This is a genomic window from Saccharicrinis aurantiacus, from assembly GCF_001660705.2.
Lineage (GTDB): Bacteria > Bacteroidota > Bacteroidia > Bacteroidales > Marinilabiliaceae > Saccharicrinis > Saccharicrinis aurantiacus.
In genome coordinates this window covers 1-23,025 of record NZ_LYBV02000008.1, presented here as the reverse complement: position 1 = coordinate 23,025, position 23,025 = coordinate 1, and the positions used below count along the sequence as shown (strand labels likewise).

17 protein-coding genes are annotated in these 23,025 nt (G+C 35.4%); 6 read left to right on the top strand and 11 right to left on the bottom strand.

Translation table 11 applies throughout. The features are described from left to right. Window positions 1-102 precede the first annotated feature (102 nt). Window positions 103-1,239, bottom strand: coding sequence for a BamA/TamA family outer membrane protein (locus tag A8B35_RS04235; protein ID WP_075602164.1), 1,137 nt, complete (start codon window positions 1,237-1,239; stop codon window positions 103-105). A 295-nt stretch (window positions 1,240-1,534) separates the two neighbouring features. On the opposite strand from A8B35_RS04235, the gene xseB reads away from it, so the two are divergent. Beyond that, a complete protein-coding gene (gene xseB, locus A8B35_RS04230; protein WP_068471736.1) occupies window positions 1,535-1,741 on the top strand; it encodes an exodeoxyribonuclease VII small subunit in 207 nt (68 codons plus the stop codon). 25 nt (window positions 1,742-1,766) lie between these two features. Here xseB and A8B35_RS04225 read toward each other — a convergent pair whose 3' ends face one another. The 5 genes from A8B35_RS04225 to trxA (A8B35_RS04205) all read right to left on the bottom strand — a co-directional run bounded on the left by A8B35_RS04225 (window position 1,767) and on the right by trxA (A8B35_RS04205) (window position 7,110). Continuing rightward, window positions 1,767-4,193, bottom strand: a complete 2,427-nt coding sequence (locus A8B35_RS04225) for a TonB-dependent receptor (protein WP_068471735.1) — start codon at window positions 4,191-4,193, stop codon at window positions 1,767-1,769. A gap of 307 nt (window positions 4,194-4,500) precedes the next feature. After that, complete coding sequence (locus tag A8B35_RS04220; protein ID WP_068471734.1) at window positions 4,501-5,160, bottom strand: thiamine phosphate synthase; 660 nt, start codon at window positions 5,158-5,160, stop codon at window positions 4,501-4,503. 422 nt (window positions 5,161-5,582) lie between these two features. Continuing rightward, window positions 5,583-6,197: a thiamine phosphate synthase gene (locus tag A8B35_RS04215; RefSeq protein WP_068471733.1), complete on the bottom strand. Its 615-nt coding sequence runs from the start codon at window positions 6,195-6,197 to the stop codon at window positions 5,583-5,585. A gap of 94 nt (window positions 6,198-6,291) precedes the next feature. Next, the gene (gene trxA / locus A8B35_RS04210; RefSeq protein WP_068471732.1) at window positions 6,292-6,735 is read right to left on the bottom strand and encodes a thioredoxin; all 444 of its coding nucleotides are present in this window, start codon (window positions 6,733-6,735) and stop codon (window positions 6,292-6,294) included. 15 nt (window positions 6,736-6,750) lie between these two features. Then, the gene (gene trxA, locus A8B35_RS04205; RefSeq protein ID WP_068471731.1) at window positions 6,751-7,110 is read right to left on the bottom strand and encodes a thioredoxin; all 360 of its coding nucleotides are present in this window, start codon (window positions 7,108-7,110) and stop codon (window positions 6,751-6,753) included. Window positions 7,111-7,257: 147 nt separating this feature from the next. Here trxA (A8B35_RS04205) and A8B35_RS04200 point away from each other — a divergent pair, with 147 nt between their 5' ends. Together A8B35_RS04200 and A8B35_RS04195 are read left to right on the top strand one after the other, a co-directional pair. Next, window positions 7,258-8,682: a CCA tRNA nucleotidyltransferase gene (locus tag A8B35_RS04200; protein ID WP_068471730.1), complete on the top strand. Its 1,425-nt coding sequence runs from the start codon at window positions 7,258-7,260 to the stop codon at window positions 8,680-8,682. A gap of 1 nt (window position 8,683) precedes the next feature. Next, on the top strand, window positions 8,684-9,202 hold the full coding sequence (locus A8B35_RS04195; protein WP_068471729.1) for a TrmH family RNA methyltransferase: 519 nt from the start codon (window positions 8,684-8,686) through the stop codon (window positions 9,200-9,202). Here A8B35_RS04195 and A8B35_RS04190 read toward each other — a convergent pair. Further along, window positions 9,191-10,186: an endonuclease/exonuclease/phosphatase family protein gene (locus A8B35_RS04190; protein ID WP_083634314.1), complete on the bottom strand. Its 996-nt coding sequence runs from the start codon at window positions 10,184-10,186 to the stop codon at window positions 9,191-9,193. The two genes, A8B35_RS04195 and A8B35_RS04190, sit on opposite strands and share 12 nt — an antisense overlap. Then, a complete protein-coding gene (locus A8B35_RS04185) occupies window positions 10,137-11,567 on the bottom strand; it encodes a hypothetical protein (protein WP_139314807.1) in 1,431 nt (476 codons plus the stop codon). The genes A8B35_RS04190 and A8B35_RS04185 overlap by 50 nt, the downstream gene beginning before the upstream one ends. A 269-nt stretch (window positions 11,568-11,836) precedes the next feature. On the opposite strand from A8B35_RS04185, the gene A8B35_RS04180 reads away from it, so the two are divergent. Continuing rightward, a complete protein-coding gene (locus A8B35_RS04180; protein ID WP_068471728.1) occupies window positions 11,837-12,967 on the top strand; it encodes an AI-2E family transporter in 1,131 nt (376 codons plus the stop codon). 83 nt (window positions 12,968-13,050) lie between these two features. Here A8B35_RS04180 and A8B35_RS04175 read toward each other — a convergent pair whose 3' ends face one another. Both A8B35_RS04175 and A8B35_RS04170 read right to left on the bottom strand, forming a co-directional pair. Continuing rightward, the gene (locus A8B35_RS04175) at window positions 13,051-14,247 is read right to left on the bottom strand and encodes a hypothetical protein (RefSeq protein ID WP_068471727.1); all 1,197 of its coding nucleotides are present in this window, start codon (window positions 14,245-14,247) and stop codon (window positions 13,051-13,053) included. Between the two features lie 92 nt (window positions 14,248-14,339). Then, on the bottom strand, window positions 14,340-17,075 hold the full coding sequence (locus A8B35_RS04170) for a TonB-dependent receptor (protein ID WP_068471726.1): 2,736 nt from the start codon (window positions 17,073-17,075) through the stop codon (window positions 14,340-14,342). Window positions 17,076-17,578: 503 nt separating this feature from the next. Between A8B35_RS04170 and A8B35_RS04165 the strand changes: the two genes are divergently transcribed. Continuing rightward, complete coding sequence (locus A8B35_RS04165) at window positions 17,579-19,702, top strand: T9SS type A sorting domain-containing protein (protein ID WP_068471725.1); 2,124 nt, start codon at window positions 17,579-17,581, stop codon at window positions 19,700-19,702. A gap of 8 nt (window positions 19,703-19,710) precedes the next feature. On the opposite strand, the gene A8B35_RS23255 is transcribed toward A8B35_RS04165, so the two are convergent. Then, complete coding sequence (locus A8B35_RS23255) at window positions 19,711-19,854, bottom strand: hypothetical protein (protein ID WP_171973154.1); 144 nt, start codon at window positions 19,852-19,854, stop codon at window positions 19,711-19,713. A gap of 12 nt (window positions 19,855-19,866) precedes the next feature. Here A8B35_RS23255 and A8B35_RS04160 point away from each other — a divergent pair, with 12 nt between their 5' ends. Continuing rightward, window positions 19,867-22,806, top strand: coding sequence for a glycoside hydrolase family 2 protein (locus A8B35_RS04160; RefSeq protein ID WP_068471724.1), 2,940 nt, complete (start codon window positions 19,867-19,869; stop codon window positions 22,804-22,806). Window positions 22,807-23,025 lie beyond the last annotated feature (219 nt).

The following is a 23,025-nucleotide window of genomic DNA, read 5'->3' as shown; positions in this document are numbered from 1 at the left end:
TAGGGTAATTTATATATTTAGCTGAGAGCAAAAATATTAAATCTTAGCACAGCCACAATTACCTTTACACAAAACATACAGATTATTTGATATTAATAGTTATCAAAAAGCCTCACTAAAAATGATGTAAAAGGCATTACTATCTTTTCCTATTCCGTAATCAATACGTAAGTTCATTCGTGGTTGAATCTCAACCCGCAAGCCTATACCTCCATTGGGTATCCAATTATACATAGTGGCATAATTATCCGATACACAACCTACTCCTACCCATGTGGCAAAACCAAACCTACTATCGTAAGAACCCTTCTTGTTTATCCGTTTACGTGTAATCATATGCCGATATTCGGCAATACCGAAAGTGGCTGTTTTGTCTCTAAACCTTCCCCATTGGTAGCCACGTAAATCGGTAGGAGTACCAACTTGTGGCATCTCACTCCAAGGCACATCACCGCCAGTATGCTCCGTACTAAATTGCAGGGCTACCGTTTTCCTATCCCCAACCGGAAAATACTTACGTGCATCTAATGTTACTTTATTAAAGTTATTCGGGTTAGAGGCGATCATGCCATTATAATTAAGTAAGCCCATGTTAAGAAGGTAGCCTGAATATGGATTTTGCGCATTATCTCTATAATCTAATTCAATGGCAATTCCCAAACCTAAGTTGCGAACATGCGTACCAAACTTTAAAACTGATGGATCTTGCTCCATGGTTGAGTTAAGGCTCGATGCTGTAGTAGCATTGATATCGTAAACAAATCCTAAATTAAATCCGCTTTTCACCTTAAAAACCATTTGCCCTGCTAATGACCACCACTCTCGATGGTATGAAGTTGTAGAATCTGGCGAGCTTGTGCGGATAGCATTATCATATCCTACACCCCAATAGTTATCGGGCATGTTCTTATAATAAAACTGCGTTTGAATCTTATATTTATTGTCTCGTCCGTATATATAAGGCAAAACAGTTATAGTTGCTGAGCCATTGGTACTATAGCCCACAGAGAACGGAATACTTGATCGCTCCAAGAACTGATTGTCGGGTTGTATTTTAAACGACATTAACCCTCCGGCCGTAAACAAAACGCCCAACTCAGGCGAATACGAAGGCGCTGCATAAGGCGTAAGCATAAAGTTTCGTTTTCGTTTATCCACTGACATTGTATCGTGCACCTCCGGAGAGTTCGATTGTGCAACCTTCAATTTCTTTTGCCCATTAACTTGACAAAAAAACATCAACAGAAAAATAAATATAGAAAACCCTGCTTTTTTTATTTTATGATAAAAAAACTGTTGTTTCATTGAGATGAACAGATATTACAAGTGCGTATTGATTTTACTTGTATAGCGAAGGTATAACATTTTACATTAAAAAATACCAATAAAATGGCTTACCATGATATACAACTTTAAGAATAGGAAAAAAGTATAATACAAGTCAAAAAAAAGTAGCCAAGACTAAACTATTTTTTATACTTAGCATTTATTAATTGACGCAATTACTAATTTAGCCTCCATAAAAACAAATAAAATGGCAAAAGAAAAAATAAGCTATGCAGATGCAACTGCTGAAATTGAAGGAATATTAGAAGAACTAGAAAGTGGTGATTTAGATGTAGATATCCTTGGTGAAAAGGTAAAACGTGTATCTGTTTTATTAAAAATTTGTAATGATAAATTAAAAAAGACAGAGAAGGATGTTGAAAACGTATTGAAATTAATGAATGAAGATGAGTAGTTTACTCACCTTCATTCACAGTATATTAAAACATTAATCTTACGCGTGCATAAAAATGGGTACCTGCTTGTGGATAATAATAGTTCCACGAGCCCATTTCACCATTCTGGTAATAATTCTGTCCCCAACTATAAGCATTACTTGAATATAAATGATTGAATATATTATTTACAGTTAACTGAACTTCAATCAAATCCATCCACGATGGTTTAAATTGTTGTGTCACTACAGCATTCCAAATTAGATAATCATCAAGCTTATTTATTTCGCTTTCGGTATTATCAAAATATTGTTCGCCCACATATTGACTAATAATTTTTATTGAGTTTCCTTTTATAGGCTCAATGGTAAAAATACTATTTGCTGTTACTGATGGCGAATAAGCAATGGTACTGTTTTTATGCTGTATTAAGGTATCTTTTACAACGGACCAATCATCCTCTACTACCAAGGTAGCCGTTTCGGTAAACTCCTTAATCTTATTCATACTCAAAGTAGTATTCCCATCCCATCGTAAATACGGAAGTATTTTCACTCCTACTTCAATCTCTAAACCCGTTCGGTAACTGTCATCAACATTGGTCATTATATCGTACCCCACATCACTTTTCTCACCTGTAGGCACAAGCTGATCTTTATATTGCATGTAATAGAAATTCACATTACTAGCAAACTTGGGCGACTTGTATTGGTATCCAATTTCTAAATCATTTAATCGCTCTGACTGCGGCGTAGCGTTTAAATCGCCATTCGCATCCTTAAAGTTAGCACGAGAGGGTTCTCTGTTGGCTACAGCGTATGAAGCATAGGCTTGATTTTGCTTATTAAAGGTGTAAAAAATACCTGCCTTAGGGTTAAAGAAATTGTAATTATGCGCTTGGTTTAACGAGGACAAATCATCATCGCTACCCTTCATGGTATAATTAATACCACGATATTGCATATCTGCATAAATATTTAATTGATCCGTTAAGCTATAATCTACCTTGGCAAAAATATTTCCATCGGTTTTAATGCTATTGTTAAAATACCACTGATCTCCTTTTTCAGAAGCGCCTGCATATCGTTGCCAAATAACCTCGCCAAAATGATCTCCATCAAAGCGGTTCCATCCTCCACCTAAAGTGAAGTTTGCACGCGATGTATTATAAAGTAGCGAAGCTGTGAAACCATAAAAATCATTCGCCAACCATTTTTGTCTGATTAAATCGGTATTACTAAGCTCGCTTCCATCAGGTAATGTCACGTTAGGTAATCCGTAATCCGCATAAGCCTCATCCTCTTTATATTGCTCATAATATCCATCGCCTCGTGTATAAAATGCCGCAGTATTAAGGTGTAGGTTATCGTTTAAATTGGCACTATAAAACAATTGATAATGCGTTTGAATATAATTATCGGTTTGATCTTCGTAATATTGCTCCTCGCCATTTTCATCCGTATAAACACCAGCCGGGTTATACCTTCTATCATTTTCAAGGGTTTCCTGATCTATGCCCCACCAGCTAATACCTGTGCGCTGATCACCATGTATAATATTGGCTTTTACAAGACCATTATTCAACTTCATGGTTCCGCTCATATATAATGATCTGTGATCAGAAAAGGCATGACGGATATAACCATCCGATTGTAAATCGGTATATCTAACATCAAACGAATATTTATCCTTAATTAAGCCTGTACTGGCGTTAATACCGTATTTATAGGTATTAAACGAACCCATTGTGGTGCTTATTTCTGCCAATGGCTCTGCATGATAACTGGTGGTATTAAAGTTAACGGTGGCACCAAATGCGGCTGCCCCGTTTGTAGAAGTACCTACTCCGCGCTGTATCTGAACTTCTTCTACCGAAGATGAGAAATCGGGCATATTTACCCAATATACACCTTGACTTTCAGGGTCATTAAGCGGAATACCATTTACCGTAATATTTATACGCGTTGCATCGGTACCCCTAATGCGCATATTGGTATTACCAATACCTATACCTGATTCTGTAGTAGATACAACTGAAGGTGTTAAACTAAGCATAATAGGTATATCGTCTGCAGCATTGCGCGACTTTAAAACATCTTTGGTAATATTGGTTTTGGCAACTGGCGATTTATCTCCCGCGCGTATTGCCGATACAATTACCTCATCAGTAATCTGATTTTTAGCATCCAACACTATGGGTAAGTTAAGGTTGCCAGTGATGCTAAATTCGTTAGAATAGGCTGCATAGCCGATAAAAGAAACTGAAACTTTATAGTTTCCGTTCTTCACATTTTTAAAAACATAAGAACCATCGGACTTGGTACTCATACCAAATTTTGTATTCTCTAAAACAATATTGGCGCCTGCCAAAGGCTCGCCCTTAGTATTCGTAATTATTCCGGATAGGGTGTTTTGACTAAATGAATGCGCACTAATAATGCAGAATAGCATTAAAAGAATTAAATTTTTCATTCTTAGATGGATTTAAATGTAAGTGATGTACCCTTCAATTTAGTTAGATACATTGAATATTAAAAAATAATACCATGAACATCATCAAATGATTCAATAATGTATTTGGTATAAGTAATTGAGATACTGTAATGGAGAATGCCAACCAGGCATATACTTTTCCTTGGCAGCATTACCTGCCCAGGTTCAAAGGGTATACTCTCAGCCAATAATGTGGCACCCCATTATAGAAATCGGGTGCGAAAATAAGACCTTAATATCTTATTAGCAAATATTACTAAGAATAATTCTAAATAAGGGGAGTTTATTATTTTCTAAAATTCAATGAATGTAGCTTACCAATTTGCTTCAGTAACTCTAGCGTTTCTAAACCAATATTGTTATGCTCGGCAATGTAAGATGAAAGAGCAACACCATGTATACCAGTCGCAAAAACTTCAGGCAGATCATCTGGAGTGATTCCGCCAATGGCAATAATAGGAGTGGTAATATTTGCCGCTTTACACTGCTCAATTATCGATTGATATCCTTCAGCTCCTAGTGTTGCGCTGAGGTTCTTTTTGGTGGTAGTAAATTTATACGGACCTAAGCCAATGTAATCAGCCCCCTCTTCGCTCAAGCGTTTTACATCTTCGAAAGTATTTGCTGTGGCACCAATAATTTTAACAGGTCCTAGTATAGCCCTAGCCTCAGAAACACTAATATCATTCTTACCCAAATGCACACCATCCGCATCAATCTTTTCAGCAATATGCACATGATCGTTCACAATAAAAGTAGCTTCGGAATTAATACAAACCTTTAAACATTTAACCGCCTCAGCCGTAATTTCTTCTTCCGAAAGATCTTTTAATCGCAACTGAACCCAACTACCGCCACCTGCACAATATTCGATGGTTTGCTGTTCGGGTGTTTTAGTTCCATCCTGTAAAGTAATAAACTGAAGTTTGCTTATTGGTTTGTTCATAATAAATAAGAATTTGCCGCAAATATACTCAATGATTTAGCTTTTGGTAGATTTATACGAATCTATTTATTCTGAAGTTTCTTTAAAGCTCGGCCAAAGCATAAAACATGCAATGAAATTTTCTCATTGGAAGAAAAAGCATTTTTTGAAGCAATGAAATTTCTTTAAAGCTCCACCAAAGCGTAAAACACACAATGAAATTTCCTCATTGGAAGAAAAAGCATTTTTTGGAGCAATGAAATTTCTTTAAAGCTTCACCAAAGGCTTGGGCAAGCTTTAAAGAAATTTCACGAGCTTAAAAAAAAGAGTGCTCGTGAAATAATTTCACGACCCTTATAAAAATAACCCGCGTGAAGAAATTTCACGACCTCAATAAAAAATAGGGGCGTAAAATTTCTTCACGCCAATTTATCAGTACTATATTATTGTTCCCACGCAGACCGTAGCTTTTTCAAATAAGCTAATACCTCGTTTATACTTTGAGTTTTCTGATAAAGCTGCCATACTGAGCCTAGGACTGCCACACCAGCAAAACCCAAGCTTTTGCATGCTGCAATATGCTGCATATCGATACCACCTAAGGCAATAATTGATTTCTCTTTGTGATTACTCAGAAAAGCTGCCAACTCAAGCTTATCAAAAGCATTTCCGCCGTATCCTTGCTTTGAGATACTTTGAAATATGGGGCTCAGAAAATAATAATTAAACGATGTATGGCATTCCGTAATTTCATCGTAACTGTGCGTAGATATACTTTTTGAACAATCAATGGCATCATAATGCGCAATGGTATGCTTGGTATTTCCTGTAAAGTGAACGCCTTTTAATTGCAACTTCTCTGTTAATTGAGGATGGGTGTGGGTTACAATGTTTTCTCGAATACCCAAGGGAAATTGTAGAAGGTAAGCTTCGGCCTCTTCTTCAGAAAACGAGGGCTTTCGGAAGTGAATATTAGCTAGTTTGCTCTCAATAATAGCGCTAATAAGAGCTGCTTCATTTTCAGTTTCATCTGGATTTGTGATTACAATTAGCTTCATGCTTTGTTAGTTTTCAGCATCAATAATACAAAAAAAGGATAAGCCTTTAATAGGATTATCCTTCGTTTATATATTGAAGTTGTGAGCTCTAATGCTACTTTTCAACTTTAAGAATCTCTGAAATCATTTTTTCCATACCTGCTTTATCTCTAAAACCCATGGCAGCCTGTGGTTCTCCATTTGTAGGAATAAACACAATGGTTGGTAAACTTTTAATTCCGAAAACAGCTGCTAACTCTTTCTCTTTCTGAGTATCTACCTTAAAAACCTGAATCTTACCCTTGTATTCTTTTTGCAACTCATCCAAAATTGGCGCTAACATTTTGCAGGGTCCGCACCAGTCTGCGTAAAAATCAAGTATAGCTGGTACATCACCATTGTAACTCCACTCCTTTTGGGTTTCGTAATTGAATACTTCGGTTTTAAAAGATTCTTTATTCAAGTAAATAACACCTTCCTTCTCTCCTTCTCCATTGGCTGCAAACATAACAGTTGCAGAAAATAGAATAGCAGAAAATATAAATAGTACCTTCTTCATAATACTAATTTTCAATTATAATGAAACCTTTAACACGTCGTTAATCGCTTTTATAAAGCTTTCTTTTGGCAATGCACCTTGTGCCATTTGTGGCTGCCCTTCACTTGGTACAAATAATATTGATGGGATGCTTTGTATGCCAAACATACCCGCTAACTCTTTTTGAGCTTCAGTATCTACTTTATAAATATCCACTTTACCTGAAAATTCGGTAGCCAATTCATCTAAAACAGGCGCCACTGCTTTACAAGGCCCACACCAATCTGCGTAAAAGTCGATAATGGCTGGCTTGTCTCCCGAAAAATTCCACTCTTTACTTGCCTCAAAGTCAAAAACTTTAGTTTTAAATGTTTCCTTAGTTAAATGCTCTACCATAATTATATTTTTTAATAATAATGTTACAAATTAAATATCTAATAATCTCAATATCTAGATGTCAATAACTGTACCAAAGTCAAATTACTACATTTTTATGCTCAAAGCCATAATAAAGTTGTAATTTTGTCATCCTAATTTCACATTATGGCAGATATTAATGTAAAAAAATATATAGATGGCACTGTTTTTAAAGCCATTGCAAGTGTTGCTCAATTCGAGAAAATAGAAACCTATGTTATAGGCGGCTATGTGCGTGACATATACCTTGATAAACCATCCAAAGATATTGATATTGTTGTGCTAGGCAGTGGTATTGAAATGGCTGAAAAAGTGGCCAAAAAACTAGGTGGTGTAAAAGTTTCGGTATTCCGAAATTATGGAACTGCGATGTTTAAATACCGAGATGTTGAGGTTGAATTTGTTGGTGCGCGTAAGGAATCTTATCAACGCGAATCAAGAAACCCTATTGTTGAAGATGGCACCCTTGAGGATGATCAGAACAGACGAGATTTCACAATCAATGCCCTGGCGCTAAGCTTAAACAAAGATAATTACGGCGAGCTTGTTGATCCATTTAATGGAATGGAGGATTTAGAAAATGGTATTATTAGAACGCCTCTTGATCCGGAAATAACATTCTCTGATGATCCCTTAAGAATGTTGCGTGCCATTAGATTTGCTACGCGTTTCGGGTTTAAAATTGAAGAGAACACTTTTGCAGGAATTAAAAATAATGTTGAACGCATTGATATTATCTCGAAAGAGCGTATTGTTGATGAGTTGAACAAGATGATTATGGCCGATAAGCCTTCAATGGGCTTTAAGCTTCTTGATATAACGGGTTTACTTGTGAAAATTTTGCCTGAATTTGCGGCCATGAAAGGCGTTGATGAAGTGAATGGCAAAAGACATAAGGATAATTTTTACCATACGCTTGAAGTGCTTGATAGAATTGTACCCAACACAGATGATGTTTGGTTGCGATGGTCGGCTATATTTCACGATATTGCTAAACCTGCCACCAAGCGCTTTGATAAAAAATTAGGTTGGACATTTCATGCCCACAATCACATCGGACAAAAAATGGTGCCGCAAATATTCAAAAGGATGAAATTCCCGATGAATGATAAAATGAAGTTTGTGCAAAAAATGGTTTTCCTACATATGCGCCCTATTGTTTTATCTGAAGATATTGTAAGCGACTCGGCGGTTCGACGATTATTGTTTGATGCGGGCGATGATATAGAATCATTAATGACACTTTGCGAAGCAGATATTACCTCTAAAAACGAAGAAAAAGTAAAGCGATACATGCGAAACTTTAAAGTGGTGCGTCGTAAACTTAAGGAAATAGAGGAAAAGGATAAAGTAAGAAACTTTCAGCCTCCGGTTAGTGGTGAGGACATCATGGAAGCTTTTGATATAACTCCATGTAGAGAGATTGGGGATATAAAAACAGCCATTAAGGATGCTATTTTAGATGGTGACATCGAAAACAATTTTGAACAAGCCTATGAATTGATGAAAGTAAAAGGTCAGGAACTAGGCTTAACTTTGAAGAAAAACTAGGATGAATACTAAATCTGGGGAATTATTTTCTGAAATAGACTACAAATTAAAGGAAGGTAGCGCCTATCCTATAATTATTGCAGACCAATTCAGAACCCCAGAAAACATGGGGCATATCATTCGCTTAGCCGCAAATTTTGCTTGCGCTAAGGTTCTTTTAATTAAAGAGGATAGTGAAGTACGCCTCAGTAAAATAAAGAAAATAGCTGGAGCAGCATATGGTCAGGTAGACTGGCTGTTTTGTAGCACACACGAAATTAAAACACACCTTCCTGACGATTACACTGTTGTTGGAATAGAAACCACTAAAGACTCTCATAGTATGCACTCTTCTGCCTTGCCTAATAAAATGGCCCTGGTTTTGGGTAACGAAGTATATGGCATGTCTGAAACGCTTCTTAATATGTGCGAGTCATTTTATCATATTCCCATGCCTGGAGTTATAAAATCGATGAACGTTACACAGGCATGTTGCGCAAGCCTTTATGCTTGGAGCTCACAAAATGTATTAGAAATCTAAACTAAGCATGATGGGTAAGTGATCGCTATAGCCACCATGATACTTATAACCCAAGTAAGTTCGCTTGGGTTTAAAGCCCGAATTTGTTTCATCCTTCTCAAGTAAATAGGGAAAATCAATTATCCTAAAGCTACTTTTCGATTGTAGATTTTCGGACACCAAAAACTGATCGAATAAATACCATGCATGCTTATGTTTTATGCTGCCATTTTTACTTGAACTTAAATTAACTAGTTCTGCTTTTTGCACCAAGTCCTTTAAGCTTTGGTCATCCGGATTATCATTAAAGTCGCCCATAACTACAAACTTAGCATCCGCATCCTTTTTATAAACTTGCTGAATTGACTGAGCCAAAACATTTGCCGCCTTAATTCTTTTTTGATGTGTCTGCATTACTCCGCCATATCTGCTAGGCCAATGATTTATATAAATATGCAAACCTATGGAATCATTAGTTACACCAAAAACATGTAATATATCTCTTGTTGGACGGGCAGGCGCTTCAAAAACAACAGGAATGGCTTCAACAGAATCAATGGTAAACAAATCCTTTTTATACAATAAAGCAACATCAATACCCCGTAAATCAGGCGATTCAATATGTATAGGAAAGTAATTTACATTTGATAGACCCGTTTTAAATATCAAGTCGTTTAATACTTCTTTATTCTCCACCTCACACATACCAACAAGCATTGGCAAATTAAAACCATCCGATTCAAAAATTACTTGAGCTATATTAAAAAGTTTCTGCTGGTACTTTGAAAAGCTCCAATGACGAATGCCATTGGGTAAAAACTCATCATCTTGCTTTAAAGAATCATTCTTAACATCGAAAAGATTTTCAACGTTGTAAAATAATATATTTCGTTGCTGCGAATGCAGTAATAAACCATTATTGCATATAAAAAGAGCTACGAATATGAAAATGCATCTAATTCTCCTCAATTCTTTCGTAAGCTCCCATATCAGGTCCTTGGTCATTTAGGCGGCTTGTATTAAGTATATCTGTTGGGTAATTTTCAGAAATTTCAACATTGGCAGCATCCTTACATATCGACAATGTATCTAGTTGGTAATTATAATCGGAAGCATCTATAAAACTTGGGTTCGTGTTCGCAATCACATCCTTAAAATGTTCTTCATTGGATATGTCGGTACTTCCTGATTTAATGGCACTACTTTCAAAATAATAATTGTAGGCACTGGCATTATCACCTCCATACTCTTTAAAATCTAAACCAATTTCGTTTGTATTGTTTCCGTATATAATGGAATTATAAAAATTGGCCTCCAACAATGGGTTTATGATTTCTGTTTCATCATCGTCAATGAAATAGTTATTTAGTAGAAGCGCAGGTGTATTTCTAAAGAAATTTCGAAGAGAAAAGTAATTGGCAATAGTACTGTGGTAGAAGTTATAAGTTCCACCAAATGTTAAGGCCAAAGAATGAATTCCACAATGACCAATTACCAAGTTAGAAGCCGTAATATTTGAGTTTTGAGCAATTAAACCATATTTACTGGCATGATCGATCAAGGTATTATCAATTGCAAATGGCTGATCGTTGCCTAAACCTACTGAATCAACAACTATTCCCATTATGCTATTCTTTACTTCAGCAAAATTGATTGAGTTGTCTTTACTTCCCGGCATAAAATGGATTTTATTCCATTGGCCCGGGGTCTCTTTATAAAATTCCTCTAATCGGTGTCCTTGAAATAATACGGGTTCTTCAAAAGTACCATCAACTTGCATGGAACCAAATACAATTAAACTAGCATCATTATGAAGGTGAATACTTGTTCCTGATTCTATGGTAAGGTTTACATTCTCATCAACCACCGCATAATCAAAAATCAAATAAGGTTTCTCATTGGTAAAAGTGGTTGACTCTGTTATATGATGCTTCTTTAACACCTCTACATTCTGACCATATGCTAATAGTTGCACTTGCTGATTCAATGCTCCTGAAACAACAACTATAGAATCGTTAACTACAAAAGGGTTATTAGTTTCATCAGGTTTTATAGTTACATCCACAAAAACATAAAGACTGTCGTTTGCATTTATTCGTAAATTCTCAACTTTATTATCTGCAAAACCATTAATATTTAGTCTAAACTCACTTACATCACCTCCGGCTAATTCTATCTTATCGATAATAAAATCTTCTGGGTGTGGATTATAAATCTTAAAATTAAGAGTTGCTGAGCCAATCTCAGAAAAAACGGTATCAAACATTAATGTATCTACCGAAAACTCAAAAGCCTTAGCTCCTGTATTGTACGAATACTCCCTTTCACAAGAGAAACCGGCTACAAAGACTGTTAATATGAATAGATACTTAATTATTCGAGTCATAATCTGCTTAGTTTTGAATATTAATGCAAAAGTATAATTTCACATAATATTTCATCTATCTAATTTATGTTTTAGTTCAACTATTTATCAATAAAATAAAAGCTAGTAAGTTGCCTATAAATTAATTTCACAAAAATAACATTTTTTTACAACTTATAACATTTATCTAGTATTTACTACATTAGAGCTAACGTACAATCTTAGTATTTATTTTTTATGTCACTACATAATAATTATCTTTCCAAGCAAATCTAAATTCAAATAACAACATGAGTAACAATTCACATAAACCATATACATTCGACAGGGTAGTTAGAATGGTACTGTCTGTAGCAGTTTTCTTTATAATCTATTATTTATTACAACGATTAAGTAGTGTACTCATTCCCTTTTTAATTGCTGTATTATTGGCATATTTAATGAACCCTCTTGTGAATTTCCTGCAAAAGAAAGCCCGGTTTAAGTCACGTGGTTTATCTGTACTTGCTTCATTAATCATAGTTCTAGGTACCATTTATTTATTGGTTATTTTGCTGGTCCCGCAGTTTATTAATGAAATGACCCGAATGGTATTTCTAATACGCAACTATCTTCAGGTAGGTGGGGTAGATAAGATATTACCACAGGAGGTAATTGATTGGATTTCGGTTTATATCAACCAAACGGATTTTTCTGATATTCTCAACCCTCAAAATATAGCAGGCTCTCTAAAAAAGATATTTGGCCAAGCTTGGAATATTTTTTCAGGATCGATAAACTTTGCGGTTAGCGTAATCAGTGCATTAATTGTATTGGTTTATTTGGTATTTCTACTAATCGACTTCTCTAAAATATCAAAAGGATGGGTGAATCTTATACCGCCTACTTATAGAAAATCAGTACAGCACGTGTTTGATGATCTATCATCGGCAATGAATATTTACTTTAGAGCCCAAGGTTTAGTTGCTTTAATTGTAGGAATACTGCTAGCAATAGGTTTTAAAATTATTGGCTTACCATTGGCTGTTATGATAGGTCTTTTTATTGGGGCCTTAAATATTGTGCCCTATTTACAAGTAGTTGGATTTTTTCCTGTAATGCTTCTTGCTTTACTAAAGGCCATGGAATCGAATCAGAGTTTTTGGCAGATATTATTGGCAGCAGCAATTGTTATGGCAATTGTACAAATTATACAAGAAACCATACTTGTTCCTAAAATAATGGGCCGTGTTTACGGAATGCATCCAGCTATAATATTACTCTCACTTTCGATATGGGGTAGCCTACTTGGGCTTCTTGGTATGTTAGTGGCATTGCCTCTTACAACACTGTTGTTTTCGTACTACAACCGTTTTGTACTGCAAAAAGATATTGATGAAGAAGAAGGTGCGGATATATTCTCAGATAAAAACTTTGAATAAAACTAAAAAGAGCAGCCATGGGAAAATGGCTGCTCTCTGAAGATTTAATAACTTGTTTAAAACAAGTTATCAAACAATATTATTTAGTTCCACTCAGTAAAACCAGTCCATTCGAATAACTCTTGTGGATTAGGACAACCTGCATTTGAATCACTTTCAGTAACAGTTGCATCACCTTCAACAGGCATTCTTACGCCATCTTCACCATAAGTATCATCATCAAAAGTAACATCCTCAACAGTATAAGTAATCGATGATGAAGCTAAACCATCACCACGTCCATCTTGAAAATCAATTAATACATCACAGTCACCGTTCTTTAATAAGATGTTTTGAAGAGTTGCTTTAGCTCCACGACGAATTTTAACTAATTCACGTAAACCTTTTGCACCATCAGGAGTATTAGAGAAACGTTCTGTTTCTGAGTTATTAATAATTGTAACATTTTTCATAACAAAGTCAGATTGACCTACATGATCAGGACCATTTCCATCCATGTTTCCATCAGCTTCAATACCACGAGGATCAGCCTCTGTAGAGTGAAAACCTTTTGTCCAGATACCGTAAGCATTCTCTAATGTACCACTCCAACCTTCAGTAACATCAAACATATCATCATCTTGATTTACAACTAAAAGATTTTTGATATCAACAGTTCCACCAAACCACTCAACAGCATCATCAGCACCGTAAGGAATGTAAATATTTTCAATAGTAGTACCATTACCAACACCATTTAATGTTAAACCATTATGCTCAACATCAGCAGATGAACGTGCTCCAGTATACATTAACTTCATATAAGTAATAGAACCAGAATTATCGTTAGCATCAGTACCACCATATATTACATTGGCATCTACTTCTGCGCGATTTGTTGTTCCTTCAGTAACACCTGAAATTGGAGCATATCCATTGATGTGTAATCCACCCCAATCAGCAGCTTTTGGCTCTGCAGCGTTAGAAGTTAATGTTACAGGTTCTGCTGCCGTACCATTAATAAATATTTTACCTCCTTGCTCAACCATAATATAGCTATAGAAGCTTGGTTCAGCTTTTATTGTAGTACCTGCAGGAATTGTTAATTTACCTCCATCACTAATACGTAATGTACCTTTAAGGATGTATTCAACAGACGCATCTAATATTGAGTCATTTTTAATTTCTCCTATTAACTCATTTTCTGCTGTTGGTTCTCCACCACCATTTGTGTTGTTATCATCATTACATGCAGCAAAAAGAGTTGCTACAACTGCTAGTCCTAAATAAAACTTTTTCATTTTCTGTTACTGTTTTTGATTTAAATTATAATCGTTTATTAAAATATTCTTCTGCAAATAAAGGTCAAATAACACTATATTATGTTAAGCTACTAAAAAGTATATGTTAAGCCTACGCTAAGTGAACTTCCCTTTTTATACTCCTCTAATTCTATTCTTTGCCCAGTATTCTCTATAGTTCTGTAATATTCAAATTCTGGATTCAAGGCATTCAACAACTTAACAGAAACACCAATATGTTTATTTATTTTTCCTGTTACTGCAAAGTCTAATGTTGGAATACCTTTTTCCATTAAAGTTGGCATACCATCGTATCCGATGGAGTATACTCTATCACTGAAGTAGTTAAAAAGAGCTGTAGCCGTAATTGAACTATTATTCTTTTTATATGTGTATGATAAATCGGTATTAACTATATAAGGGGCAGCGCCTTCAAGCTGTGAGTTGGGGTCTGTTGGCTGAGAGCCTGGGTCAACCCTTAATTTTACATTGGTATATATATACGATGCATTTAAACCCCATGTTAATTTATGGGACTTACCCATTTCGCTTTCGTTGTTATACAAAAGGTTCTTCTTCATTTCAAATTCGATACCTGCTGCTGTAGCCATATCTCCAACGTTATCATATAATAGAAAACCTCCGGCATTATTTGAACTGTATCGTGCTATGGGATCTTGGATGTGTTTATAAAAACCTGCTATAGAGATAATCTCTCCTGCTGATAAATAGTAATCCCACTTGGCATCAAGGTTATTATTAGTAGCAGGCTGTAGGTTTGGATTACCACGCTCTTTAAATGTCATCCCGATATATTCGAAAGGAGCAAGTTCCTTAGATTGAGGCATAGTGTATGTTCTACTGGCACCAAATCGTAAAGCATGTTTATCGTTAATACTATACTTTAAGTTTGCACTTGGTAGTATAAATAAGTTTTGACTACCATTAGTTTCACGTCCGTGCAAAGTCCCATCATCAGCAACACTACCTGCGAAATCAACAAAGATATCAACGTAATCAACTCTAATTCCTGCCATACCAACAAGTTTAGAGTTAAACTCATGTACTCCATTAACAAGACCAGAATGAACATATTTATTAACATCGTAGATGGAATTAATACGCTCTAGAAAGATTTCACCCTCATTAAATCTTTGTTCATTATATATATAATCAAACGACACATCCTCTTTAGAGTTAAATACAATAGTTTCAACATTCTGTAGTCGCATCTCATATTGTACCGCATCAAAACTGTCGGCTACGAGACGATTTGTGTATCCGAAAGATAGCTGCGATAATTTATCAGAGTTTTCGTTTAAATCCAGATCAAACATCATTCGCATGTTTAAATCACTACTATTTAAAACCGAAAAATACCTTTGGTTCATACCTTTTCGGGTATAAGTCTGATATTGTCCATCATCGAGATATAAAAAGTTAATTCTACGATCTGGTTCGTTACTATTAATTGAATTATAGGCTAGTCCTGCATTAAGTTTCAAGTTATGAGTCAAATTAAAGCTACCATAAAGTTGATTCACCATTAATAGGTTATCATTGACTTGCTGACGATGAAGTAATAAGGAGTCACGTGCAGCTCCTGACTGAAGCGCATCATTATCGTAACCCTCAAACTCAGCAAAATACTGGCTATTGGTATGTACTAATAGAATATTGTATGCGATATTGTTTCCATTCAACCACTGGTAATCAAGGTTACCCATAACCATATGGTTAGTATTAATATCATACTTGTCGAATGATAAATCTTTATCAACTGTACCATCGTTAATCATTGATCTTTGTGCACCTTCTTGATTTGATAAAGACGAACTATAAGAGGTAGCAATAAACATTGATAGGTCGTTATCATTAATTTTTACTTTTTTCCCAGCCGATATTCCTAAACTTTGATTAAATCGATAATCAACTGCCGATGGGTCAAGATTGTTCTGAAAATCGAAGCTCGTTGGATGTGTTCCTGTTGGGCCACTATAATTATTAGCAAAGCCAAAACTATTCACTCCATCAGCTTTCATAAAATTACCGTCTAAGACTTGGGCATTCGCACCTCCTGAAACACTAATGGCAACTTCCTGATCGCTTTGTAATATTTTGGTTTTAATATCAATGTTAGCACCACCAACATCCCCTGTAGTTGTTGAAGAGAAAACTTTATCTACACTAACGCTTTGAATGATATCTGAAGGAAACATATCCAGAGCAATATTCTTATAACTAGGATCTTCTGATGGCATTGGAAAACCATTTAAGGTGGTTGAATTTGTTCTGTCTCCTAAACCACGTACAAAAACATTTTTTACGCCATCTTGCTTCGAAACCCCTGATATTTTTGTAACAGCACCTTCGGCATCACTAACACCTTTTCGAGATAACTCCTGCGCTCCAATAGCTTGAGCTGCAATAACAGCATTCTTCTGCTCCATTAGAAGCATGTTTTCAGATTCTCTGTTTGCTTTGGCTACAACTTGTACTTCATCAATATCCATTGTAGCTGCGGATAATTGAATGTTAACTGTTTTTACTTCTCCGTTACTAATAGTTACGTTATTAATTAATATCGGGTCGTATGAAATAAACTGTGCTCTTACATTATAAGTACCATCAGATAATGGAGGGAGTTCATACTCTCCCATAAAATTTGTGATTGTACCAATTGTAGTGCCATCAATCACAACTGCCGCTCCTACTAATTCTTCACCCGTTTGTTTATCGGTAATAATACCTTTTATTATTCCGTTTTGGGCCGACATAACAATACTCCATCCCAAGAGTATCGTTAATAACAATAATTTGTTTTTCATTTTCAATTTGAGTTTGTAATATTCTGTCTGATATTTTTATTAAATCTTCACACGAATAGATGCCATAATTATTCCTAAAAATGTTAGAATATGTAAATTGACAGTTTAGCAAAAGTAGGATGATATGCAGTTAACATTAGATTATGTTAATATACAATGTCACTAAAGAAGAGATCTTTATAATGTTAAGAAATTACGTATACTGCGTAATAGAGCTTCGAAAAAAACTAACCATAGAATCACATCAGCAAAACCAAAATCTTAATGGATGTTAAAATTTAACGCCTTTTTAAAGTTCATTTCAACTCAAGTTACTTTTGGCATGATAAACTTTAGGAGCACTATTGATAAAAATTAACCCTATAAATAGTCATCACTTAGCACACGGAAAAATACCCCCTTTATAGACGTTTATCTGTTTCTCCATTCAGTGTAATAATAAGTTGCTTTGTAAAAAGAATCTATAGTTAACGAATTTCTTACCACTTAAAATTTCTATAAATATGAAAAGAATTCTACTTGGCGGAGCTCTACTATTAGCAATTGTTAATGGAGCTAGTGCTCAAACTAAAGTAACTTTCTCTCCCAAGATACAAAGGCATTTAGGAGATGTTTCTGAAATAGATAGAGCCAAATATTTTAATTTACACTCCACAAAATCGGATACAGAATTAGATCAGTTCTACGAAGATTACAATGTGATGAAAACACGTGGCTTTTGGGGAGCTTTCTCAGATAGTAAAACAGATCCAGGTGTATTTCCGCCTGAAGAGGCACATTTAAATCCCGGAATTGAAAGACAAGTAGTCAAAAATTACATTCAAACAGAACACCCTAAAACAACTTACGTTTATAATATTGATGCAGTAGAAGCCGGAAGATGGGCAGCACAATACTATATGAATAAAGTTTCTAACGGATCAGTTGCTGAGTTTTATGAGCCTATGAATGAACCATTCGTTCATGCTTGGGAGTTTATCCCTGAGGGAAGTGGAGTAACACAAACAACCATTAAGGAGCAAATGTCAGAAGTATTTAGCGAAGTGGGTAAAGCTGTACACGCAACGCCAGAACTTAAAAACATGAAAATAATTGGTTACTCATCAGCATGGCCAGAAATGGAAAAATCTGATTTTAGCCACTGGGATGATAATCAAAAGCTCTTTATGGATATCGCAGGTGAAAATATGGATGGTTTTGCAACACACCTTTATGATGGTACAAATGTAACAGGCAGTCCTGTTCAACGTTCTGGTTCTAATAGCGAGGCAGTTTTGGATTTGATCGAAACTTACAGCTGGATAAAATGGGGAACTGTTAAACCACACGCATTATCTGAGTATGGAGGTATTTTTAAAGGAACTGATGAAGGTGGTATTTACCCAGCAGGATGGGATGATGGCAAAGCTGTACAATCGGTTCGTTCAAATAACCACCTATTATTTAATTTCTTAAACCGAGAGAATGACCTGTTGATATCTGTACCATTTAACACTGATAAATCTGAATGGCATTACAATAATAATGGATATACACCATATGGAGCAGTTACCCTTCGCCCGACTGACGAATATATGGGTAAGCCAATCACTAATGCAACCGAATGGATGTACACACCCAAAATTACCTTTTACGATTTATGGAAAGACTTTGAAGGTAAAAGAGCATTGGTAAAAACAATGAATCCTGATATTCAAACACACGCATTAGTTGATGGCAACCGTTTTCAATTAGCCCTAAATAACCTGGGCGATGAAGAAGAAAATATTTACTTAGATAATTTCGATGGTTTTAACATCGCTGGAGGCCTTAGTCAAGTTGTGAAAAAATCACTTAAAATATACTGGATAGAAAAGGCAGGTGATCCAATTAAACCTCATGAATATTCAGAAACAACACTAAGTGAGAATCCAACCAATGTTATACTTTTACCTGGAGAAACAGTTATTTTGGAATATTATTTCAACAATACTCTAGAACAAGATAACCATATAAGAACATCTAAATACTATTGCGAAAACCATATAGTACAAATTGACGGAGAAAAATCTTTTACCTTTAACAATGTTGAGACAAACTTAAATGGGGGTTATGCTTATATCAGAATGTCAATTGGTAGAACGCATGATAAAAGAAAAAAACCAAGCGTTACGCTAAACGGAAGCAATGTAACTGTACCTGATAATTGGGCAGGATACGACCAAGAAGCTCGTGAAACATTCTTTGGCATGATTGAAATACCGGTGCCAATTGATTTAATTGCCGAGGGAGAAAATGTTGTAACAATAAACTTTTCAGATAATGGAGGACAAATTAGCTCTGTAGTTCTTCAGGTCGACTTATTAGATGAGCAATCAAATGTTAAAGTAGATGAAGATAAACTATCAAAGGTCACTATATATCCAACAGTACTCACACATAATACGCTGAATATTAATATGAGTAGAAACGGGGTTTTTAATCAATTAGATATTCTGTCATTAAATGGCTCTATCGTTTATAGTCAAACTATTAATAATGATGATACCAAACTTACTTTAACTAACATTAATTTTCCAAAGGGACTATATATTGTTCGATTAAAAGGTGTAAGGGCATTTTATACCAATAAGATAATTCTACAATAAGTGTAGTTTTAGTTTTTTTTACCACCATCTATTAATTTAGGTGGTGGTTTTTTATTTAAAAATACTGAGGCATAAAAACCCCCTCCTTGCCAAACAATTATCACCTCCTTGTTATCAGATAATTCTAGTAATTTGCCTCTATAAATATTCATAAATAATTATCCATGATATTATTAAAAAGCAAATACCTATTCATAAGCTTATTACTAGCTCTTATTTTAACAGGTAATATAAATGCAGAAAACAAAAAACTGCCTTATGGTTACCCAAACTCTCAACGTTCGAAAGAATGCATTAATACCAACTGGCGATTTCATTTAGGCGATCCTGAAGCTAAGTTTTATGAAACAAGCACTAACGACAGTAATTGGGAAATGGTTAGTGTACCTCACACTTTAAAACCAACCTCCTTAACCCTCGATTTATGTGAGGATAGTAAAGAACAACCTACCTTCCACCGAACGGTAGGTTGGTACCGCCGCGATATTAAAGTTAGCAGCAATTCTGATAAAAAAGTATTTCTCGAATTTGAAGGAGCACATCAAGTTACCAACCTTTGGGTTAATGGCAAGCATGTTGGTGAGTTTGCGGTAACCGGATATACGCCTTTTCATTTCGATATAAGCAATTTCGTGAATCGTGGGGCAAGTAATCAAATTACCCTAATGGTTGACAACCGTCGCAACAAGAACATTCCACCGGACCCAGGACCTTTTGATTACGTTAAATTTAGTGGACTATACCGCGATGTTTATCTGGTTGAAACCGATAAAGTACACATTACTTTTAACTGGGAAGCATTAAAAGCAGGTATAAATATAACCACTCCTACTGTTGATGTAGTTAATAAAAATGCGGTTATCGATATTAAAACCGTTGTTAAAAATGAAAACTCTAACTCTAGAAAATGCGAGGTGATTCAACGCATCATTAATAACGAGGGAATAGTGGTTTTAAAACTTAAAGCAGAAGAAACCATTGAAGCTGGCCGAGAATTTGAGTTTAATCAGATTGGTAGCTTAGAGGATGATGTACAGTTTTGGGATGTTGACAATCCTTACTTATACCGTGTAAATACCGAAGTACTAATTGATGGAGAAAGCATTGACTGCCTTGAGAATAGACTAGGAATTCGCTCTTTTCGCTTAGATAATGAATTAGGATTCATACTTAATGGTAAACCTATAACGCTAGTTGGCTTTAATCGCCATCAACATTATGCCTATCTAGGCGATGCGTTACCAAATTCTCTCCATAAAAAAGATATGCTGCAATTCAAGCAACTTGGATTTAACGTAATGAGAACGGCGCACTATCCTCACGATAATGCTATTATGGAAGCATGTGATGAGTTAGGAATTTTAGTCTATGAGGAAGCTCCAACATGGACTACAATGAATGCTACAGAAAAATGGTTTGATAATTTAGAACTATCTGCGCGCATGATGGTGCGTAATCATCGCAATCATCCATCAATTGTAATATGGGGAGCTGGTATTAATCATCGTGGTTATGTACCTCAAATTCATTGCGCTATTAAACAAGAAGATCCAGTAAGACTAACAGCCTCACAAGGGGCAAGATGGACCGGATGGCAAGCCTCTGGTTTAACTGACATTAATGCAAATATGCTATATGGCCCATTCATCTGGGACAGATCAGAACCGATGTTTGCAATGGAAGGTCATCATGGACCAGCAACAGTGGCCGTACATAAACGCGATCCAAAAATGGCAGGTATCATCTCCTGGACGGCTCATGCCTATTATACATTTCACCCTACTCACCCCAAATACAAAAGCATGAAAGATAGAACCCGAAGTGGCGCTATGACAATCTTTCGCCAACCTAAAAAAGGATTACTTTGGTATCCATCAGAGATGTGTGAAGAACCTTATTTACACATCGAAGAGGGCTGGACTCCAAATGTAAAGGAGCTCAATATTTATAGTAATGCCGATGAGATTGAATTATTTCTTAATGGAAAATCATTTATGAAGCAAAAACCATCAAGTGACACAAGCTATATTGGTTTAGATCATCCTCCTTATTTATTTAAGATAGATAATTATAAAAAAGGAAAACTTAAGGCTATAGGTTATAAAAACGGGAATGAGTTTGTCACTCAAACTATACAAACTCCATTAAAACCACATCACTTAAATTTAGTTTTAGATACTTTAAACAGAAAGTTCGAAGCTGATGGATCTGATATATTAGTTGCTTATGCACAAGTCTTAGACAAAAATGGAACTCTTGTTAGAGATTCTGTTGGAGAGGTAGAATTTAGCATTTCAGGGCCAGCAAAAATTTATGGCGATAACGCAAACATAAATGCTAACCCAATGTTCATTGAGAACGGTGAAGCTCCTGTTTTAATACAGGCTGACACTAATACTGGGAAAATCACAATCTCTGCAAAAAGTAAGGGCTTAAAAACTGCAAAAGCAACAGTTATTTCTACCCCCAAAGAAAACGATATGATAATTGCGAATGCACAACCAATTTACGATTTTGAAAACATCAAAGTGGATTTAGGTGCAAACGACCAATTAATTCAATTCGGATGGACACCTTGGAACAGTGAGGACAATAAACCTTCCTCAAAAGATTTGGATATATTTGGTGGAATCAAAGCAAACATACGCACAGCATCAAATAATGGTGTAATTCGCTGGTTGGGAGAAATGAATGTCATTGGCAAGTATGGTTTTACATATGGCGAAGGTGTTATGGCTATAGATGAAAAAGGTTTAGAACTAAGTTTTACAAATATTCCGAAAGGCACATATAAGCTAAATACCATTCATCATGCGCCAAAAACAAACTCTGATTTAATGGATACAAATATCGACAAATTAAAATCAGCTCGTATCACATCAATGCCGTATGCTAATAAAATAAGCATCAGTGTTAATAATGAACTCTACTCTACTGTAGAACCAACAAATGGTAAAAATATGCAATTTGACAGAGTTGCAGAATCTACCACTATATTTACATCCGATGGTATTAACCCGGTTACAATAACTTTTAAAGATGCAGAAACAAACAAAGGTATTTGGTTAAACGCATTTACTTTAAGTAGTTGGAAAGATAAATAACATATTGCTTACAACGAGACTATCTCAAGATAAGATGGTCTCGTTTTTTTAGCCCCAAATATAAATCACTACCTACAAGATTAATATCACAAAGGATGTCACTTCAATCCCTCACACAAGAACTATTCAAGCAGTAATATTATAAAGATTCAAAGGTCCATTTAAAGCAACAAAAAAAGCCTCACAGAGTATCTGCAAGGCTTTACCATTATTGATGTA

What these genes read in the sequence shown, in the direction of transcription:
- A8B35_RS04185 (WP_139314807.1), bottom strand. Translation starts at nt 11,567, where the DNA reads ATGACTCGAATAATTAAGTATCTATTCATATTAACAGTCTTTGTAGCC.
- A8B35_RS04190 (WP_083634314.1), bottom strand. Translation starts at nt 10,186, where the DNA reads ATGACCAAGGACCTGATATGGGAGCTTACGAAAGAATTGAGGAGAATT.
- A8B35_RS04225 (WP_068471735.1), bottom strand. Translation starts at nt 4,193, where the DNA reads ATGAAAAATTTAATTCTTTTAATGCTATTCTGCATTATTAGTGCGCAT.
- A8B35_RS04200 (WP_068471730.1), top strand. Translation starts at nt 7,258, where the DNA reads ATGGCAGATATTAATGTAAAAAAATATATAGATGGCACTGTTTTTAAA.
- A8B35_RS04235 (WP_075602164.1), bottom strand. Translation starts at nt 1,239, where the DNA reads ATGTTTTTTTGTCAAGTTAATGGGCAAAAGAAATTGAAGGTTGCACAA.
- A8B35_RS04195 (WP_068471729.1), top strand. Translation starts at nt 8,684, where the DNA reads ATGAATACTAAATCTGGGGAATTATTTTCTGAAATAGACTACAAATTA.
- A8B35_RS04160 (WP_068471724.1), top strand. Translation starts at nt 19,867, where the DNA reads ATGATATTATTAAAAAGCAAATACCTATTCATAAGCTTATTACTAGCT.
- A8B35_RS04180 (WP_068471728.1), top strand. Translation starts at nt 11,837, where the DNA reads ATGAGTAACAATTCACATAAACCATATACATTCGACAGGGTAGTTAGA.
- A8B35_RS04175 (WP_068471727.1), bottom strand. Translation starts at nt 14,247, where the DNA reads ATGAAAAAGTTTTATTTAGGACTAGCAGTTGTAGCAACTCTTTTTGCT.
- A8B35_RS04220 (WP_068471734.1), bottom strand. Translation starts at nt 5,160, where the DNA reads ATGAACAAACCAATAAGCAAACTTCAGTTTATTACTTTACAGGATGGA.
- A8B35_RS23255 (WP_171973154.1), bottom strand. Translation starts at nt 19,854, where the DNA reads ATGAATATTTATAGAGGCAAATTACTAGAATTATCTGATAACAAGGAG.
- trxA (WP_068471732.1), bottom strand. Translation starts at nt 6,735, where the DNA reads ATGAAGAAGGTACTATTTATATTTTCTGCTATTCTATTTTCTGCAACT.
- A8B35_RS04170 (WP_068471726.1), bottom strand. Translation starts at nt 17,075, where the DNA reads ATGAAAAACAAATTATTGTTATTAACGATACTCTTGGGATGGAGTATT.
- A8B35_RS04165 (WP_068471725.1), top strand. Translation starts at nt 17,579, where the DNA reads ATGAAAAGAATTCTACTTGGCGGAGCTCTACTATTAGCAATTGTTAAT.
- trxA (WP_068471731.1), bottom strand. Translation starts at nt 7,110, where the DNA reads ATGGTAGAGCATTTAACTAAGGAAACATTTAAAACTAAAGTTTTTGAC.
- xseB (WP_068471736.1), top strand. Translation starts at nt 1,535, where the DNA reads ATGGCAAAAGAAAAAATAAGCTATGCAGATGCAACTGCTGAAATTGAA.
- A8B35_RS04215 (WP_068471733.1), bottom strand. Translation starts at nt 6,197, where the DNA reads ATGAAGCTAATTGTAATCACAAATCCAGATGAAACTGAAAATGAAGCA.